13 protein-coding genes and 1 rRNA gene are annotated in these 16,966 nt (G+C 39.8%); 5 read left to right on the top strand and 9 right to left on the bottom strand.

Annotated features, from left to right (window positions below; genetic code table 11):
* Positions 1-72: 72 nt before the first annotated feature.
* Both hldE and P20429_RS06675 read right to left on the bottom strand, forming a co-directional pair.
* Positions 73-1,512, bottom strand: a complete 1,440-nt coding sequence (gene hldE, locus P20429_RS06670; RefSeq protein ID WP_007584706.1) for a bifunctional D-glycero-beta-D-manno-heptose-7-phosphate kinase/D-glycero-beta-D-manno-heptose 1-phosphate adenylyltransferase HldE — start codon at positions 1,510-1,512, stop codon at positions 73-75.
* Complete coding sequence (locus P20429_RS06675) at positions 1,512-2,102, bottom strand: SIS domain-containing protein (protein WP_002961065.1); 591 nt, start codon at positions 2,100-2,102, stop codon at positions 1,512-1,514. Before P20429_RS06675 ends, hldE begins: the two co-directional genes overlap by 1 nt.
* A gap of 182 nt (positions 2,103-2,284) precedes the next feature.
* On the opposite strand from P20429_RS06675, the gene waaA reads away from it, so the two are divergent.
* Positions 2,285-3,613, top strand: a complete 1,329-nt coding sequence (waaA, locus tag P20429_RS06680; RefSeq protein ID WP_007584704.1) for a lipid IV(A) 3-deoxy-D-manno-octulosonic acid transferase — start codon at positions 2,285-2,287, stop codon at positions 3,611-3,613.
* Positions 3,610-4,158 (top strand): DUF1415 domain-containing protein, encoded by a 549-nt coding sequence (locus tag P20429_RS06685; RefSeq protein ID WP_007584703.1) that lies wholly within the window; start codon positions 3,610-3,612, stop codon positions 4,156-4,158. Before waaA ends, P20429_RS06685 begins: the two co-directional genes overlap by 4 nt.
* A 72-nt stretch (positions 4,159-4,230) precedes the next feature.
* Here P20429_RS06685 and P20429_RS06690 read toward each other — a convergent pair whose 3' ends face one another.
* From P20429_RS06690 to purL, 4 genes are all read right to left on the bottom strand, one after another.
* On the bottom strand, positions 4,231-4,560 hold the full coding sequence (locus tag P20429_RS06690) for a YdbL family protein (RefSeq protein WP_007584701.1): 330 nt from the start codon (positions 4,558-4,560) through the stop codon (positions 4,231-4,233).
* Between the two features lie 11 nt (positions 4,561-4,571).
* Positions 4,572-4,769 carry a YnbE family lipoprotein gene (locus P20429_RS06695; RefSeq protein ID WP_007584699.1) on the bottom strand — a complete coding sequence of 66 codons (198 nt, stop codon included), beginning with the start codon at positions 4,767-4,769 and terminating at the stop codon, positions 4,572-4,574.
* 2 nt (positions 4,770-4,771) lie between these two features.
* Positions 4,772-7,240, bottom strand: a complete 2,469-nt coding sequence (locus P20429_RS06700) for a YdbH domain-containing protein (protein ID WP_007584697.1) — start codon at positions 7,238-7,240, stop codon at positions 4,772-4,774.
* Between the two features lie 114 nt (positions 7,241-7,354).
* The gene (gene purL / locus P20429_RS06705; protein ID WP_007584691.1) at positions 7,355-11,245 is read right to left on the bottom strand and encodes a phosphoribosylformylglycinamidine synthase; all 3,891 of its coding nucleotides are present in this window, start codon (positions 11,243-11,245) and stop codon (positions 7,355-7,357) included.
* A gap of 211 nt (positions 11,246-11,456) precedes the next feature.
* Here purL and mltF point away from each other — a divergent pair, with 211 nt between their 5' ends.
* Positions 11,457-12,965 (top strand): membrane-bound lytic murein transglycosylase MltF, encoded by a 1,509-nt coding sequence (mltF, locus tag P20429_RS06710; protein WP_007584689.1) that lies wholly within the window; start codon positions 11,457-11,459, stop codon positions 12,963-12,965.
* Positions 12,966-13,128: 163 nt separating this feature from the next.
* Complete coding sequence (locus P20429_RS20725; RefSeq protein ID WP_007584688.1) at positions 13,129-13,296, top strand: hypothetical protein; 168 nt, start codon at positions 13,129-13,131, stop codon at positions 13,294-13,296.
* 2 nt (positions 13,297-13,298) lie between these two features.
* On the opposite strand, the gene tadA is transcribed toward P20429_RS20725, so the two are convergent.
* A complete protein-coding gene (tadA, locus tag P20429_RS06715; RefSeq protein WP_033026952.1) occupies positions 13,299-13,814 on the bottom strand; it encodes a tRNA adenosine(34) deaminase TadA in 516 nt (171 codons plus the stop codon).
* A 178-nt stretch (positions 13,815-13,992) separates the two neighbouring features.
* Between tadA and P20429_RS06720 the strand changes: the two genes are divergently transcribed.
* Positions 13,993-15,297 (top strand): inosine/guanosine kinase, encoded by a 1,305-nt coding sequence (locus tag P20429_RS06720; RefSeq protein WP_010554383.1) that lies wholly within the window; start codon positions 13,993-13,995, stop codon positions 15,295-15,297.
* Positions 15,298-15,334: 37 nt separating this feature from the next.
* Here the strand turns inward: P20429_RS06720 and glsB are convergent, their stop codons facing one another.
* The gene (gene glsB / locus P20429_RS06725; protein WP_007584683.1) at positions 15,335-16,258 is read right to left on the bottom strand and encodes a glutaminase B; all 924 of its coding nucleotides are present in this window, start codon (positions 16,256-16,258) and stop codon (positions 15,335-15,337) included.
* A 538-nt stretch (positions 16,259-16,796) separates the two neighbouring features.
* Positions 16,797-16,911 (bottom strand): 5S ribosomal RNA (gene rrf, locus P20429_RS19730).
* Positions 16,912-16,966: the final 55 nt, after the last annotated feature.

Raw genomic sequence — 16,966 nt, 5'->3', positions numbered from 1 at the left:
TTAAAAGTAAGAAAGGGATGAAAACAGTGTTTTCATCCCTTTTTTTTATTTTTTAGCAAACTAAATCAGTAATTACTGTTTAATTTTACTTATTACTTTTGATGTTGAGCACCCATCTAAAAATTCAAGCACTTCAACTTTTCCGCCATGGCGAAGTACATGCTCAGCACCCGCTATTTGCTCTACGGTGTAGTCGCCACCCTTAACTAAAATATCAGGGCTTATTTGCTCAATTAATTTAGCGGGAGTATCGTTTTCATCTAGGCTACCAAATGGAATAACCCAATCAACAGATGAAAGTGCGCTAAGTACCATTGCACGCTCATCTAGCGGGTTAATAGGACGATCTGCCCCTTTTAAACGCGTAATTGATTCATCGTTATTTAATCCAACAACAAGCCTGTCACCTCGCGCTTTAGCTTGTGCTAAATAACGCACATGCCCAGCGTGTAAAATATCAAAGCAGCCATTAGTAAACACTATTGTTTCACCGTTTTGTTTTGCAAACTCAATATGCTGAAGTACATCATCAAATGGTGTTTGGTAATGCTCACCAGTGGTATGTAAATACTGACCAAGCTTGCGGCTTAGCTCTTCTGGCGAGACCGTTGCTGCACCAAACTTACTCACAACGATACCTGCGGCTAAATTAGCAATTTCGACAGCATCTTTAGGTTCCATGCCCGCGCCAAGCATAACAGCTAATGTAGCTATAACCGTATCACCGGCCCCGGTTACATCGCTTACTTCAAGCTCTTGCGCTGCAAAATCAAATTTTTCATCTGCACTAATAAGCGACATACCTTGCTCAGAACGCGTAAGCAACATAGCTTTAATGCCATTTCTGCTAATTAAATCACGTGCACTTGCAGCTAAAGCTTCTTCTGAATCGGTTTGACCACCCGCTAACTTAAACTCATGTAAATTAGGCGTAATGTAATCAGCACCTTCATATAAATGTAAATCTGGCGATTTAGGGTCGATTAAAACCGTTTTTCCGGCGCCCTTAGCAAGGCTTACCATCTCTTTAATTAAGCTTAAAGATCCTTTGCTGTAATCAGAGAACACTATAAAATCGTATTCATCAAGTACAAGCTCTAAACGGTTTAATAAAAGTTGGCTGTGTTGCTCGGTAAATGTTTCTTCTAAATCAAGACGAACGAGTTGTTGGTGGCGGCTAATAACACGCATTTTTGAAATAGTCGGTAAATCACATACACTGACTAATTGTGAACTTATTTTTTCACCTTTTAGAATAGTCTCTAAAATCTGCCCGCTTTCATCTTCACCAATTAAGCCCAGTAAGCCAACTTTTGCATCTAACCGCGCTATATTTTTTGCAACGTTAGCTGCGCCGCCCGCTTTGTCTTCAAATTTACTTACTTTAACAACAGGTACTGGCGCTTCAGGCGAAATTCGACCTGTATCACCATACCAATAACGGTCTAGCATTACGTCGCCAACAACTAATATTCGTGCCGCTGATAAGTTTTTTAATAACGATAAATCCATTACTGCTGCTCCGCAACAACCATATCCATGGCTTCACATAACCAGTGACCTATAAACATGTGAGCTTCTTGAATACGTGCTGTTTCGTCATTTTTTATAATGATAGGTAACTTAGCAATATCTTTTACTTTACCGCCATCACGTCCAGTTAATGCCACTGTAAAAGCGCCTAGTTTATTTGCAGCTTCTAATGCTAAATTAATATTATTACTAGTACCTGATGTGGTTAAACCAATAACTAAATCTTCTGGCTTACATAGCGCTTGAACTTGGCGTTCAAACACCGTATCAAAGTGATAATCGTTGCTGTGTGCTGTTAAAATTGATGTATCTGTAGTCAATGCCATTGAGGCAAGCGGACCACGTTCTAATTTATAACGCACTACAAATTCTGCTGCTAAATGCTGCGCATCGGCTGCACTACCGCCGTTACCAAACCAAACAATCTTGCCACCAGCTTGTAATGCACTGTGGCATGCTTCTAACAGTTGCATAGATTCTTGATGATAAGCTTCCATCGTTTCAAATAATGCTTGATGACGGTTTAATGTTTCAACGTAGCTAGTTGCCACTGAATCGATAATTGACATGAAAAATTCCTCTAGGAACTGAAATAGCAGGGAAAAATTAAATCCATTATTCCATAATTTTATTTAATTGTGTGCATTTTATCGGGTTATAACTGAACCCAGACCATATTTTATTGTGAGTATGTTTAGAAAACGGCTATTTCACGGTAAACTAACGCCACCTCCCTTTAAGAAAGATCAGTATGGCACGCATTTTTTACTCTCTAGCATTAATTTTTATTAGCCCACTGATTGTATTTTATCTCTATATTTTACGAGGTAAAAAAAACCAAGGCTATCGTGCACACTTTAAAGAGCGCTTTGGGTTTGTCAGTAAGTCTATATTTACAAATAAAACCAAACCTATAGTTTTTCATTGTGCTTCTGTTGGTGAGGTACTTGCCGCAACGCCGCTGATTAAAGCTCTTCAAAAAGCGCATCCAAATTTAAATATACTTATAACCTGTAATACTCCAACAGGCAGAGAGCAAATACTTAACCAGTTTAAAAATACTGTGGCGTGTAGCTACTTACCAATCGATTTTCCGTTTGCGACAGCCCGATTTTTAAAGCGTATAAAGCCACAAGCATTATGTATTTTAGAAACCGAGCTATGGCCAAATTTAATGGCGATAAGTCACAAAAAAAATATACCGGTACTTGTTATCAATGCAAGACTCTCTGAAAAGTCGCAGCAAGGCTATCAAAAGGTCGCTAAATTAACGCATATTATTATGCGCTCAATTACAGTACTTGCGAGTCATAACAAGGCAGATGCAGAGCGTTTTATAGAGCTTGGTCTCGAAACTTCAAAAAGCCATGTAACAGGCTCTATAAAATTTGATATAACACCAAGTGACGAGCAACTGACCAAAGTAGTCAATCTTAAACTGCTTTATAGTATTAATAAAAATAGTAGTAATGAAAATAACGGTAATGAACACATCAATGACGAGCGCTTCGTATGGGTAGCAGGCTCAACACATCCTGTAGAGCATGAATTAGTACTTGCGGCTCACCAACAGTTACTAAAAAAGCAACCGAACGCATTACTTATAATTGCCCCGCGCCATCCAGAGCAGTTTGACAAAGTGGCTGAGTTTTTAACGCAAAGCCCACTTAGTTTTAGCCGTCGTAGCCAAAATAACTACAACAATGAACAAGTACTCCTTGCTGATACGCTTGGTGAATTACAGTGTTTATATGGCGCTGCAAATGTGAGCTTTATTGGTGGCAGCTTAATACGTAGAGGTGGGCATAACCCACTGGAATCAGCTGCGTTTTCAGTAGGCGTAATAACAGGTCCACACACATACAATTTTGATCATGTTTATCCCGAGCTAATAAAACTTAAAGGCACTGTAGTGGTTGATAGCAACGATGGACTCGCAAAGCAGCTCATAACGTTTAGCCAAAACACAAAAGCGTGCCAAACCTTAGGTATTAAAGCCGCTCAATGCGTAGCTAAAAACCAAGGTGCGATACAAAAAACACTTACCATTATTAATCAATATTTAGAGCCAAAACCGTGACCAACATAGCTATAAGCCAAACCCGCGAATGGGTGTCATCTGTTATTGTTAAATATAACTTTTGCCCGTTTGCTCGTAAAGAAGTAGAAAATAACTGTATTCATTACATCGTAAGTCCAGCAGCAAGTATGGATGATGCCGTAATGGATATGCTTGAGCAATGTGTTGAGCTTGACCGCGAGCCAGAGCGCGAAACAACCCTTATCATGTTTGACAACGGCTTTAGTGATTTTGAATACTTTTTAGACTTGGTCGATTTAGCTAATGCACTTTTAGTCGCGCAAGGCTTTGAAGGTAAGTATCAAATCGCTAATTTTCACCCAGATTATGTATTTGCCGACAGTGATGAAACCGATGCCGCAAACTACACAAATAGAGCCCCCTTTCCTACTCTGCATTTAATTCGTGAGGCAAGTATGAGCGAAGCACTTGATAGTTATAACGAGCCTGAATCTATTCCAGAGCATAATATAAACCTAGCAAGGCGTAAGGGTATTGATTTTTGGCAGCAGTTACTCGAAGGCTGTAAAAAACCGAGCGCTTAAATGCTCGGTTTTATTTTGGTTTGTACAAAACTTTGTGCAAAACTTTTTACAAAACAAGGCAATAACTAACGCTTATTTTTTAACCCAGTTACCATTTACTTCAACGTAATGACCACTTTGGGTTTTTTCAATTGTTTTAGCAGCAGCAAGCGCTTCTACTTGTGAAAGTGACAAGTTATTCTTTTTAGCCAGCTTTAAGTACTGCGCTTTACGCTTTGCATTTATGTCATCAACAACTGCTTTTGCTTCTGCGTTTTGTACAACGAGCCCTAAATAACCAGAGCTATCTTCACCTACAAAACCTTGGTTTTTAGCGTCATCAAGGCTAATAGCCCACGCAGAGAACGACATACATACTGCACTAACTAACGTAATAATATTTAATTTTTTCTTCGTATTCATGTTTTAGCTCCTTAAAATAACTCACTGTCGTCACTAAACAAACTGTCGAGTTCTTTATCTACTTTTACGCGAATTTCGTGATCGACCTTCACATTTAAATTAATAGTAATGGGCTCTTTAGCAGACACCTCAACTCGGTGCGTGCAGGCACTTAGTGCACTAATAGCACCTAGCGCGAGCAGTACTTTTATCAATAACGACTGTCTCATTATTAGTTTCCTTTTTGTGAGTATTGTTGCTCAACTTTTTGTGTAATTTCGTCACTTAAACGCAGTGCGCGTAAAAGTGTAAATACGTTTTCTTCGTGGTTATAATTAAAGTTAACTTGCTGCTGCTCTTGTTTATTATAGCCTTGTAAATTAACCCCAAGCTTTAACCAGCCATCGTTTTTTAATGCCACACTGCTATTAAGTTTTTGAATATCTAAATTAGTTAATAGCCCTAATACAGGTTGCAACTCTTGCTGTTGCTGCATTACTGAATCAAACGCGGCATTATTGGTAATTTTTAAATTACCTGTTCCTTGGCTAAATAAACTACCGTCAATTATTTCAATTTTTCCACTATCAAAATGGACAGGTAAAGACCCCGCCAAGCGTCCCGTTAATACAATGCCCGACTTATCGTCGAGTGTAACGAGTTTACTTGCATCAATATTTTCAAACTTAACATTGGCAACTTGGTTTGGCTTCCCTACTGTGTAGCTATCTAATGAAAACTCGCCACCAAACACACTTCCTTTTACATCATTTATAAGCGCGGTATTGTTATTAACTTGCCATTGACCTTCAATCGCTTTAACTACAGCACCGGCTCTAAATTCATTTAAATTAAAGGTAGTTGGTTTTACATTAAGCTTACCTGAATTATATTCCCCGCTAAATACACTGTTTAAATCACTCGCAAGGTAATCGTTATACAATGCACTTGTATGGCTAATCCCTATATTGAACAGTGCATTTTGTAAGTTTATATCGCCACTAATATAGCCATTAAATTCGCCCTCTGTTAACTGTGCAAGTGTCTCAAATTGACTGATAAACGCATTTAACGACAGCGCACTTTGTTCAGGAATAATGACTTCAAACGGATGAGATTGCGACGACATATGATGATTTATCACTAACTCAACATCGTTTATAAATGCGTGATGCGTGGCTTTTAGTGCACGGCTTTGTAGCCCCGTAGACTCTACTTTTATATTATTAAGTTTTATGTCGGGGCTATTAACAGCCTTTATATTGGTTTTTGCTGTTAGATCAGCAAATAACTCACCTACGCCTAAATTAGCATTTGCTGTTAATGTGTTACTTATATCTGTGACTTTAAATTCTTTATATTCTGCGCTTTTTAATTGCTGAGTTAACGCTACTTCTGCGTTTAACTGTTTATCCATTTTTGCTGTTAAATCACCTTGGTATTGCACTGCTCTTATATCAAACGCATCTACACTATTAAGCGTTAATTTAGCATTTATAAGCCCAATTGGTTTTGAGTCTATAAACTCACTTATATTAAAGTGACCACTAAGGCTAAGCCCATTCGCTGTAGCAGGTGCAAACTCAGGCAAGCCATCAAGCATAACGACGTAATTGCCTTTAATTGCAGTGCCAGCCAACTGAGCATTAACGCTAATATTATTTATATCAGGTGTATTTATTTGAGCTGACAAAGTTGTCTGTAAGTCTTCAAGTGGAGATTTAATATTTAGTGTTGTATCTGTTATTAAAATATAAAATTGCTTATCGCCCACGCTTACCAAATTAATTACAGGTACCCTCAACTCACTACTCTCTAAGCGAATTGATTGAGGGAGTTTAAGTTGCCAATTTAAAGGAACTTGTTTGCTAATAAAGCCTGCATATTCACTCGGTGGTATTAACTCAGTACAGCTTGGTGTTAAATTAATTTTGTTATTAAGCAAATCGGTATTAAACATTAACGCTTGGCTATTTAAATTAAAATGAGTCGTCAATTTGCCCGTAGTTAATACGTTAATCTGGCACTGCTGATTTGTATGAGAAAACTCATACGTGTGAGTAAACTGGGAGCTAATACCGCCATTTAACTCAAACTTTATACCGTCAAAGCTAAACGCTTGCTGAGTATTAAAGTTAAAATCTGCGATTAATGTATTTTTAGTGTTTATAACCTGCTTTAAAAGTGTGTCATTAATTTCAAACTGACCACTTACTTTATTAGCAGTCAAAATTGCACTTGCGTTTATATCACCTGAGACATTAAATTTATTTAGTTCGGGTTCTAATATGCTTATTCTAAGTGGCTTATTGAGCTCATTACTTTTTACTACAAGCTGTTTAATATTGATTAATGGGCGATTTAAGGGAAGCGCTAAATCGAGATTTTTAGCAAGTTGATTAGCATTATCACTTTTAGGGAGTGAATTAACAGTTAGCACTGCATTTTCAATATCTACACGCTTTGTATTTGCAGTAATACCAGTGAGTTGTAACTGTTGATTTTGATAATTTACACACACTTTATCAGCATGAATATTTAGTTCAGACGTAATTGAAAAATCGAGACAACTTAACGTAATGCCTGCTTTTTTGAGCTCAGGCGCAATAGCCCACTGTAATAAAGGCAAGCGAAATACATAACCAAGCAGTAAGGTACTTAGCAATACAGCCCCAACAATTAAACCAACTCGCTTAAACATACTATCCTTAAATGCTTTTAGCTAAAACTATACTAATCAAAAAAGGCTGCACAATGCAGCCTTTTTTATTTTACAGTAAGATTATGAATCTAACTTGTATAAACGCAAATGTAATTAACCTACGTTTTTACGTGCGTTACGGAACATACGCATCCACGGGCTATCCTCGACCCACTCATCAGGATGCCAAGAGTTGGCAACGCTTCTGAATACACGTTCTGGATGCGGCATCATTACAGTGGCGCGACCATCAGTTGACGTAATACCTGTAATACCTTCTGGAGATCCATTAGGGTTAGCTGGGTACTGCGTTGTAGGGTTACCGTAGTTATCTACAAACTTAACCGCTACAGTGCCGCTATTAAGCGCCGCTTTAGTGGCTGCATCGTTTGCAAACTCAGCATGACCTTCACCATGAGAAACCGCTATAGGCATTCGCGAGCCAGCCATTCCGTTAAAGAACACAGACGGGTTTTCTTGTATTTCTACTAAACTAAAGCGTGCTTCAAAACGCTCTGATTTATTAGTTACAAAGCGCGGCCAATGTTCAGTACCAGGGATCAACTCTTTTAACGTTGATAACATTTGGCAACCGTTACATACACCTAAGCTAAAGGTATCTTCACGGTGGAAGAAGTTTTGGAACTGATCGCGTGCCATGTCGTTAAACAAAATAGACTTAGCCCAACCTTCACCCGCACCAAGTACGTCACCGTATGAGAAACCACCACAAGCCACTAAACCTTTAAATTGCTCTAGTGTTAAACGACCTTCTAAAATGTCGCTCATGTGTACATCAACAGCTGCAAAACCTGCGCGATTAAACGCTGCCGCCATTTCTAAATGAGAGTTAACACCCTGCTCACGTAAAATAGCCATTTGCGGTTTAGCACCGGTTGCAATGTATGGTGCAGCTATATCTTCGTTTAAATCAAAGTTTAGTTTTACGTTTAAGCCTGGATCTTTTGCATCAAATTTAGCATCAAACTCTTGCTTAGCACATTCAGGGTTATCACGGCGTGCTTGCATTTGATACGTTGTTTCAGCCCAAATAGTACGAAGCTCAGTACGCGTATGATTAAGTACCGTATTTTCGCCACGGTTAAATATAATCGTATCGTCACTGTTAAGCGTGCCAATGTTGTGGCTAATTGCTGCTATACCATGTTGTTCAAACACCGCATTTACTGTATCTAAATCAGCATTTGCTACTTGGATTACCGCACCTAGCTCTTCGTTATAAAGCGCTTCAATGTCTGAACCTGTTAAAGCTGCTAAATCAACCGTTACACCGGTATGACCCGTAAACGCCATTTCAGCAACCGTGGTAAATAAACCACCGTCTGAGCGGTCATGATAAGCAAGTAATTTACTATCGGCCACAAGCGCTTGCATTGCGTTATAAAAGCCTTTTAATAACTCTGGGCTATCAACATCAGGTGTTAAATCACCCAATTGCTTATAAACTTGCGCAAGGCTTGATGCACCCATGCGGTTTTTACCCGCACCTAAATCAACTAATATAAGCGATGTGTCGCCTTTATCTGTGCGCAGTTGTGGAGTGACTGTTTTACGTACGTCGTCAACACGACCAAACGCAGTTATAACCAGTGAAAGCGGTGATGTTACTGACTTCTCTTGTGAGTCACCTTCATCTTTCCATGTCGTTTTCATTGACATAGAATCTTTACCCACTGGAATCGTTAAACCAAGCGCAGGACAAAGCTCTTCGCCTACGGCTTTAACCGCTTCGTATAAACCAGCATCTTCACCTGGGTGACCCGCTGCTGCCATCCAGTTTGCTGATAACTTAATGTTTTCAAGGCTACCGATGTTTGCACAGGCAATATTAGTTAACGACTCAGCTACAGCTAAACGAGCAGATGCACCGTAATTAAGTAATGCTGCAGGAGTACGCTCACCAAGTGACATAGCTTCACCGTGGTAAGTATCATACGTTGCCGCAGTTACTGCACAGTTAGCAACAGGTACTTGCCAAGGACCAACCATTTGATCGCGCGCTACTAAACCCGTAACTGAGCGATCGCCGATTGTTATTAGGAATGTTTTTTCTGCAATGGCTGGTAAACGCATTAAGCGCTGCGCTGCATCTGCTGCATTTATTAATGTAGTATCAAGCGCTTTACCAACAACGTGCTTTGACGTTACATCGCGGTGCATTTTAGGTGCTTTACCTAATAATACGTCCAGCGGTAAATCAACAGGGTTATTTTCAAAATGACTGTCTGACACTGTTAAGTGAGGTTCAGCTGTTGCTTCACCAATAACAGCGTACTGGGCACGTTCACGCTTACAAATAGCTTCAAAGCGGTCAAAGTCCTCTACGCCAACAGCAAGTACATAACGTTCTTGTGATTCATTACACCAAATTTCGTGTGGTGCCATGCCTGGCTCATCGTTAGGAATGCTACGTAATTGGAACTTACCACCACGTCCGCCATCATTAACAAGCTCAGGAAACGCATTTGATAAACCGCCAGCACCTACATCGTGGATGAATGCAATTGGGTTTTCATCACCTAGCTGCCAACATTTATCGATAACTTCTTGGCAACGACGTTCCATTTCTGGGTTTTCGCGTTGTACTGAAGCAAAATCTAAATCTTCGTTTGATTGACCTGAAGCCATGCTTGATGCAGCACCACCGCCTAAACCAATGTTCATTGCAGGTCCACCTAGCGCAATTAATTTAGCGCCAACAGGAATATCGCCTTTTTGAACATGATCAGAGCGAATATTACCTAAACCACCGGCAAGCATAATTGGTTTATGGTAACCACGTACTTCTTCGCCATTATGGCTTGTTACTTTTTCTTCGTAAGTACGAAAGTAGCCTAATAAGTTAGGACGACCAAACTCATTATTAAATGCAGCGCCACCTAGTGGACCCTCTGTCATTATATCAAGCGCGTTAACAATGCGACTCGGCTTACCAAAATCGCTTTCCCATGGTTGCTCGTAACCTGGAATACGTAAGTTTGATACAGTAAAGCCAACTAAACCTGCTTTTGGCTTAGAGCCACGACCAGTTGCGCCTTCATCGCGAATTTCACCACCAGAGCCTGTAGCCGCACCAGAGAATGGCGCAATAGCTGTTGGGTGGTTATGCGTTTCAACTTTCATTAGTATTTCAATATCTTCTTGATGATACGCATATTCACCTTGCGCATTTGGGAAGAAGCGACCCGCTTTTGAGCCTTTCATTACTGCCGCGTTATCTTTATACGCCGACAATACATTTTCAGGGTTTAACTCAAACGTATTTTTAATCATTTTAAACAGCGATTTTGGCTGCTCTTTTCCATCAATTGTCCAGTCAGCATTAAATATTTTATGGCGACAATGCTCTGAGTTTGCTTGTGCAAACATAAACAATTCGATGTCGTTAGGGTTACGTCCTAACTTTATAAAGTTTTCTACCAAGTAATCTATTTCGTCATCAGCAAGGGCAAAACCTTGCTCAACATTAGCTATTGCTAATGCTTCGCGTCCGCCACCTAAAATATCAACAGACGACATTTGGCGCGGTGCATCACTGCGAAACAGTTGTGCAGCATCTTCAAGCTCACTATGCGTGGCTTCGGTCATACGGTCGTGCAATAACGCAATTACTTGTGCAAGTTGTTCTGCGTTTAAGTCACCTTCAACATAATAAGCAATACCGCGTTCAACACGGTGAACCTGTTTTAAACCACAGTTATGGGCAATATCGGTTGCTTTAGATGCCCAAGGTGAAATGGTACCTGGGCGAGGTGTAACAAGTACAAGTTTGCCAGCTGGGGTATGCTCAGCAATAGTTGGACCGTAAGTTAATAGTTTTTCAAGCTTGGTTTGCTCGGAGCTACTCAACGGAGATGTTAAATCGGCAAAGTGAGCATACTCGGCGTATACGTTAGTGACTGGAAGTTGCGATTGTTGGCAACGCGCTAAAATTTTATTAACTCTGAACTCTGACAGTGCTGGTGCACCACGAAGGATCAACATAGGTAATTTCATCCGGGGTTAGGGATTGAACGATATTTTAGGCACGCATTATAGTCCAATTAGCATTCAGATTTAACTCAAAATTACGCTTTTCATAAAATTAACTTTTTAGCTTTATTTATAGCCTCTTTTGGTTAATAAAATAAAAGGTAAAGTGACGCGATGGCTTAGTTTTGCTATAACGGTGGCTGGCGAGCTTAAGGGGCACTCAATGTTCAAAGAAAAACTAATAATAATCATTACTTTAGTTATGCTGTTATGTGCATGCGATATGCAAGAGCAGCCAACTCAACTCGCCCAAATAAAAGAACACAATAAAATACGTGTGGGTACCCTTGCCAGTGCTAGTAATTATTATCAAGCCGTTCAAGGTGAGCAAGGCTTTGAATATGAGTTATCTCAAGCCTTCGCTGAATATTTAGGTGTAGAGCTTGAAATAGTCCCTTTCTTTAACTTATCTGACATGTTTGAACGCCTTGAAAGCGGTGATTTAGATTTGATAGCATCAGGACTTACCTATAATAAAACCCGTGCAGAGCAATACCGTTACGGACCAACTTACAGAACAATCAGCCAAAAGTTAGTTTATAAACAAGGGCGCGTTCGCCCTCGAGAGTTTGACGATTTAGATGGCAACTTTACTGTTATAGCTAAAAGTAGCCACTCGCTTACTCTACAAAAAATGAAGAAGAACAATCCAGATCTAACTTGGATAGAAAGCGAAGAGTTTGATGAAGAAGAACTACTTCAAGCAGTTATTGATGGCGAGATAGATTACACACTCGCTGATACGCATACGCTATCGCTGTTTCGCCGTTATCACCCAAATTTAAGCATTGGTTTTTCAGTTAGCCATAACGACCCGATTGCATGGATACTTAATAAATCTAAAGACGACTCTTTATATGCGTTGCTGGTGCCATTTTTTGGTGACGTTAAGCAAAGTAACCAGCTCTATGTACTTGAAGAAAAATACTTTGGTCACGTGCGCCAGTTTAACTATGTAAATACCCTTGCTTATATCGAAGCAATTAAAGAAACCTTACCAGCATACCAGCCATGGTTTGAACAATATGCAGGTAGCCTTGACTGGCGATTATTAGCGGCACTAAGCTATCAAGAATCTATGTGGAATCCTCGCGCTAAATCACCAACAGGTGTGCGCGGCATCATGATGCTAACTCGCAGTACAGCCAAACAAGTAGGTGTTACTAACCGGTTAGAACCAGAGCAAAACATTCGTGGTGGCGCTAAATACTTAAGCAAGCTTATTAAACGTATTCCTGACCGTATCCCGCAACCCGACCGTACATGGCTTGCTTTGGCCGGATACAATGTAGGTTGGGGGCACGTTAACGACGCACGTATAATTACCGAACAGCAAGGCGCAAGCCCTGACAAATGGGCTGATGTAAAAAAACGCCTACCGCTATTAATTAAAAAGCGCTATTACCGTAAAACTCGTTACGGTTATGCCCGAGGCGATGTAGCTGTTAAATATGTTGATAATATTCGTCGCTATTACGATGCACTTGTTTGGCTAGATGAAAATGATGCTATTGCTGCAGAATCTGAGCCAGAACCAATTACAGAGCTGAGCACTGATACTGAGCTAAAGCTAAACGAAAAAAGTGAAGTAAAAAGTAAGGCAGATGAAGCTCAAACAGAAAAACAACAACCTATAATCGAACCCGAACAGTCGAGTGAAAACAATAACTAAGATTAAGATAAGTACCCGTTTATTGAGCATGTCAGTAAGCAAAATTTAAGTAAATTAAATATCTGTTTACTTGTCACCAAATGATCACTAATGTGTGTTAATTGTATATCATTATTTTATAAGATATACCCGTGCCTTTCTCACTCTTGCATTAGGAGAAAACATGCTAAAACGTAGACGCACACAAAGATTAAAACGCAATGTCATTTATTCAACGGCCACACGTCGTCGTGTTATGTTGCGAAAACTACACAAAAAAATCATCTGGCGTCGCCGAATGTTTGCTATGCAGCAAATGGCTGAATCAGAAATAGAGCCAATCGCTAGTTAACTTTAGTTAGGCTTATTTATTTGTTCATCACGAGCAGCTTTCTTAGCTGCTTTAATTTGCGCTCTTCTACGTTTAAAAAAATTCGAAATAGTATCACCGCACTGCTGTGCCAAAACACCACCACACACCTCAACTTGATGATTTAACTTAGGCTCTTGTAATAAATTCATAATTGAACCCGCAGACCCTGTTTTAGCATCGACTGCTCCAAATACTAAACGCTTTATTCTGCTATGCACTAACAACCCCGCACACATAGAACAAGGCTCTAACGTTACGTATAGGGTGCAATCAATTAAGCGGTAATTGTTAAGGACTTTTCCAGCTTCTCGCACTGCAATCATTTCGGCATGGGCAGATGGGTCATTATCCGTTATTGAGCGGTTATACCCAACTGAAACTAGCTGGTTATCTTTAACTACAATTGCTCCAACCGGAATTTCATCAAGCAGCTCTGCTTGCTTTGCATACAAAAGCGCTTGTTCCATCCAGTAGGAATCATCAAATGGTTCGTTCATTATTTCTACTTAAATAACCTTTTATGCTGTAATTATACCTAGTTAGCACTCTAAAGTGCGCCATTCATTACTTTATTGCAAAAATAAAACAATATTTACCCGTTTGTAATGGCTCACTAGTGCTGATTTACGCTATAATCTCACGCTTTTTTTATTTAGCTCACAACACGGGTAGCAAATGAAATTTCCTGGACGCCGCAGGCATAAACATTATTTTCCAGTGGAAGCAAAAGATCCACTTACCAATCAACTTAACGCAACAGAGCGATTACAACGTAGTTATATTACGGGTATCGATCAGATCGTTGTTGATATAGAGGCAAAAGTTGATCAAGCTTTCCTTGACGAATTTCAACTACGTAGAGGGATGTCGCAAGTTATTGATAGCGATACAACAAACGCCTTATACGATCGTTTAAAATTAAACAATATGGTTGATTTTGAGTTTGCCGGTGGAACCATTGGTAACACTATGCACAACTACTCTGTACTTGCAGATGATCGCTCAGTTTTATTAGGCGTAATGAGCGAAAATATAAAAATAGGTAGCTACGCTTACCGTTTTTTATGTAATACCTCAAGCCGTGTAGACTTAAACTACCTTCAACCAGTTGATGGGCCTGTAGGCCGTTGTTTTACATTAATTGATGAAACCGGTGAGCGTACATTTGCAATAAGTGCAGGCCTAATGAATCACTTACGTCCTGAATCTATCGATAAAGACCTTATTGAGAATTCATCAGCGTTAGTGATTAGTGCCTATCTTATGCGTACTCAAGGTAGCGAAACAATGACTGAAGCCACTATGCAAGCGGTAAAATACGCTAATGACGCAGGTGTGCCAGTTGTGCTTACACTCGGTACTAAGTTCTTAATTGAACAAGACCCTACTTGGTGGGCAAACTTTGTTGAAAAGCATGTTGATATTCTTGCTATGAACGAAGAAGAAGGTTTAGCTATTACAGGTTTTGAAGATCCTCTTCTAGCTGCTGATAAAGCACTTGATTGGGTAGACTTAGTTATTTGTACCGCTGGCGAAAAAGGCTTATTTATGGCCGGCTACGTAGACGAAAGCTTAAAGCGTGAAACCGAATACCCGTTACTACCAGGCGCCATACCTGATTTTAACCGTTACGAATTCTCACGAGCTATGCGTAAAGATGAGTGTGATGAACCTATCAGAGCATATAGTCATACGGCCCCATTTATGGGTGGACCTGATTCAATAAAAAACACCAATGGTGCAGGTGACTGCGCACTTGCGGCTGTACTACATGATTTGTCAGCGAATGTTTACCATAAGCTTAATGTGGCAAACTCAGCTAAACATCAGCAACAAGCTATTACTTACTCGTCACTATCGCAAATTAGTAAATATGCTAACCGAGCGAGCTATGAAGTATTAGTTCAGCACTCTCCGCGTTTATCTCGTGGTTTACCTGAACGTGAAGATTGTTTAGAACAAGTTTATTGGGAACAATAAATAACGGTGGGAGCAATTATTGCTCCCTATCGATTTCCTAAAAAATAGAAATATCGAGCTTTTTAGATAGCAGTTCTAATGCTGCTATTCCTGCAACGGAGTTACCAAACGAATTAAGCCCCGGAGAATAAACAGCTACAGTAAACTTATTTGGTAACACAGCTAAAATAGTTCCTGACACTCCCGACTTACCTGGCATGCCCACTCTGTAACCAAAATCACCCGCAGCATCATATAAACCACTCGTGAATAAAAGCGAATTAAGCTGTTTATTCTGACGACTACTTAAAACACGATTGCCCGATCGATTATCAACACCTTTATTAGCTAAAAAATTATAAGCTTTTGCTAATTCAATACAGTTGAGCTCAATAGAACAAAAGTTAAAGTAAGCCCACAAAACATCATCAACTTCGTTTTCAAAATTACCAAACGACTTCATTAAATGTGCCATAGCAGCATTTCGGTGCCTGAACTCATACTCTGAATTAGCGACTTTTTTATCAATTACTATGCCTCTATTACCAGCTAATAACCTGAAGGTTTCGAGCATAGAATGCATTGGCGCAGATAAGCGGCTGTATAATGCATCACACGTTACAATTGCGCCTGCATTGATGAATGGGTTACGAGGAATCCCCTTTTCAAACTCAAGCTGTGTAAGCGAGTTAAAGGCTGTACCTGAGGGTTCCTTTCCGACTCTGTGCCAAAGTTCATCACCATAACGCTGTAGTGCCATAGTAAGTGTCATAACTTTAGAAACTGATTGAATAGTGAAGCGTTGAGAACAATCCCCCGCACATACAGTTTCACCATCAGTTGTATAAATAGCGATAGAAAATTGTTCTGGATCAACCTCGGCAAGCGCCGGTATATAATCAGCTACTTTCCCTTGTGATAATAAAGGGCGTACTTCATGTGCTATTTCATCAAGCACCTTTTGGTAATCAGCTGTAGGCAATCTAGACCTCTATATCGTCATTCATAAAAATTGGATTTTAACACGCGCGATTAAGTGCACCTAGTTTTGTTGTCGAATTTAACGGTGAGATTTTACTAAATTTAAATAGAAAAAAACGTCACATTACTGTATCTGGTTTCTCTTAATTAAATCCTGGTAATGTCATGATGCCCACTGCGGTGGAGAGTCACAGTGCAAATGCTACGAACTCATTGTCGAGCGGAGGTTTTTATGATTTTAGCGTCGGGAGTCGCTACGCTCGCCCGATCTACGTGATAGGTGTTGATGTGAGTGGGTGTTAATTGCGCGTACTTCACTTTTATGCAGACATAAAAAAGCCCGAATCTTAAATTCGAGCGCTCTACAATGTGAAGTCGGTGCGCTACGCAGTAGGATGTCGTAGTGCCCACAGCGGTAGAGAGTCACAGTGAAATACTACACTATTATTAATCGTATCATCTCTTAGTATGCTGAGTTTTACTAATTTCAAAAAGCAAAAAACCCGTTACATTGCTGTAACGGGTTTCTCTTAATTAAATCCTGGTAATGTCCTACTTTCACATAGCAAATGCTACACTATCATCGGCGCTGTTTCGTTTCACTACTGAGTTCGGCATGGAGTCAGGTGGGTCCAAAACGCTATTGTCACCAAGAAAATTCTTTTCAATTTTCTTATTTTTAATTATTAAGATTAAAGTCCTTCGACTG

The sequence above is a fragment of the Pseudoalteromonas sp. BSi20429 genome (assembly GCF_000238895.1).
GTDB classification, from domain to species: domain Bacteria; phylum Pseudomonadota; class Gammaproteobacteria; order Enterobacterales; family Alteromonadaceae; genus Pseudoalteromonas; species Pseudoalteromonas arctica.
This window is presented reverse-complemented; position numbering and strand designations above follow the sequence as displayed.

Excerpts from the sequence above, each read along its gene's own strand:
- P20429_RS20725 (WP_007584688.1), top strand. The coding sequence starts at position 13,129 with ATGCTAAAACGTAGACGCACACAAAGATTAAAACGCAATGTCATTTAT.
- tadA (WP_033026952.1), bottom strand. The coding sequence starts at position 13,814 with ATGAACGAACCATTTGATGATTCCTACTGGATGGAACAAGCGCTTTTG.
- waaA (WP_007584704.1), top strand. The coding sequence starts at position 2,285 with ATGGCACGCATTTTTTACTCTCTAGCATTAATTTTTATTAGCCCACTG.
- P20429_RS06700 (WP_007584697.1), bottom strand. The coding sequence starts at position 7,240 with ATGTTTAAGCGAGTTGGTTTAATTGTTGGGGCTGTATTGCTAAGTACC.
- mltF (WP_007584689.1), top strand. The coding sequence starts at position 11,457 with ATGTTCAAAGAAAAACTAATAATAATCATTACTTTAGTTATGCTGTTA.
- purL (WP_007584691.1), bottom strand. The coding sequence starts at position 11,245 with ATGTTGATCCTTCGTGGTGCACCAGCACTGTCAGAGTTCAGAGTTAAT.
- hldE (WP_007584706.1), bottom strand. The coding sequence starts at position 1,512 with ATGGATTTATCGTTATTAAAAAACTTATCAGCGGCACGAATATTAGTT.
- P20429_RS06690 (WP_007584701.1), bottom strand. The coding sequence starts at position 4,560 with ATGAATACGAAGAAAAAATTAAATATTATTACGTTAGTTAGTGCAGTA.
- P20429_RS06695 (WP_007584699.1), bottom strand. The coding sequence starts at position 4,769 with ATGAGACAGTCGTTATTGATAAAAGTACTGCTCGCGCTAGGTGCTATT.
- P20429_RS06720 (WP_010554383.1), top strand. The coding sequence starts at position 13,993 with ATGAAATTTCCTGGACGCCGCAGGCATAAACATTATTTTCCAGTGGAA.
- P20429_RS06675 (WP_002961065.1), bottom strand. The coding sequence starts at position 2,102 with ATGTCAATTATCGATTCAGTGGCAACTAGCTACGTTGAAACATTAAAC.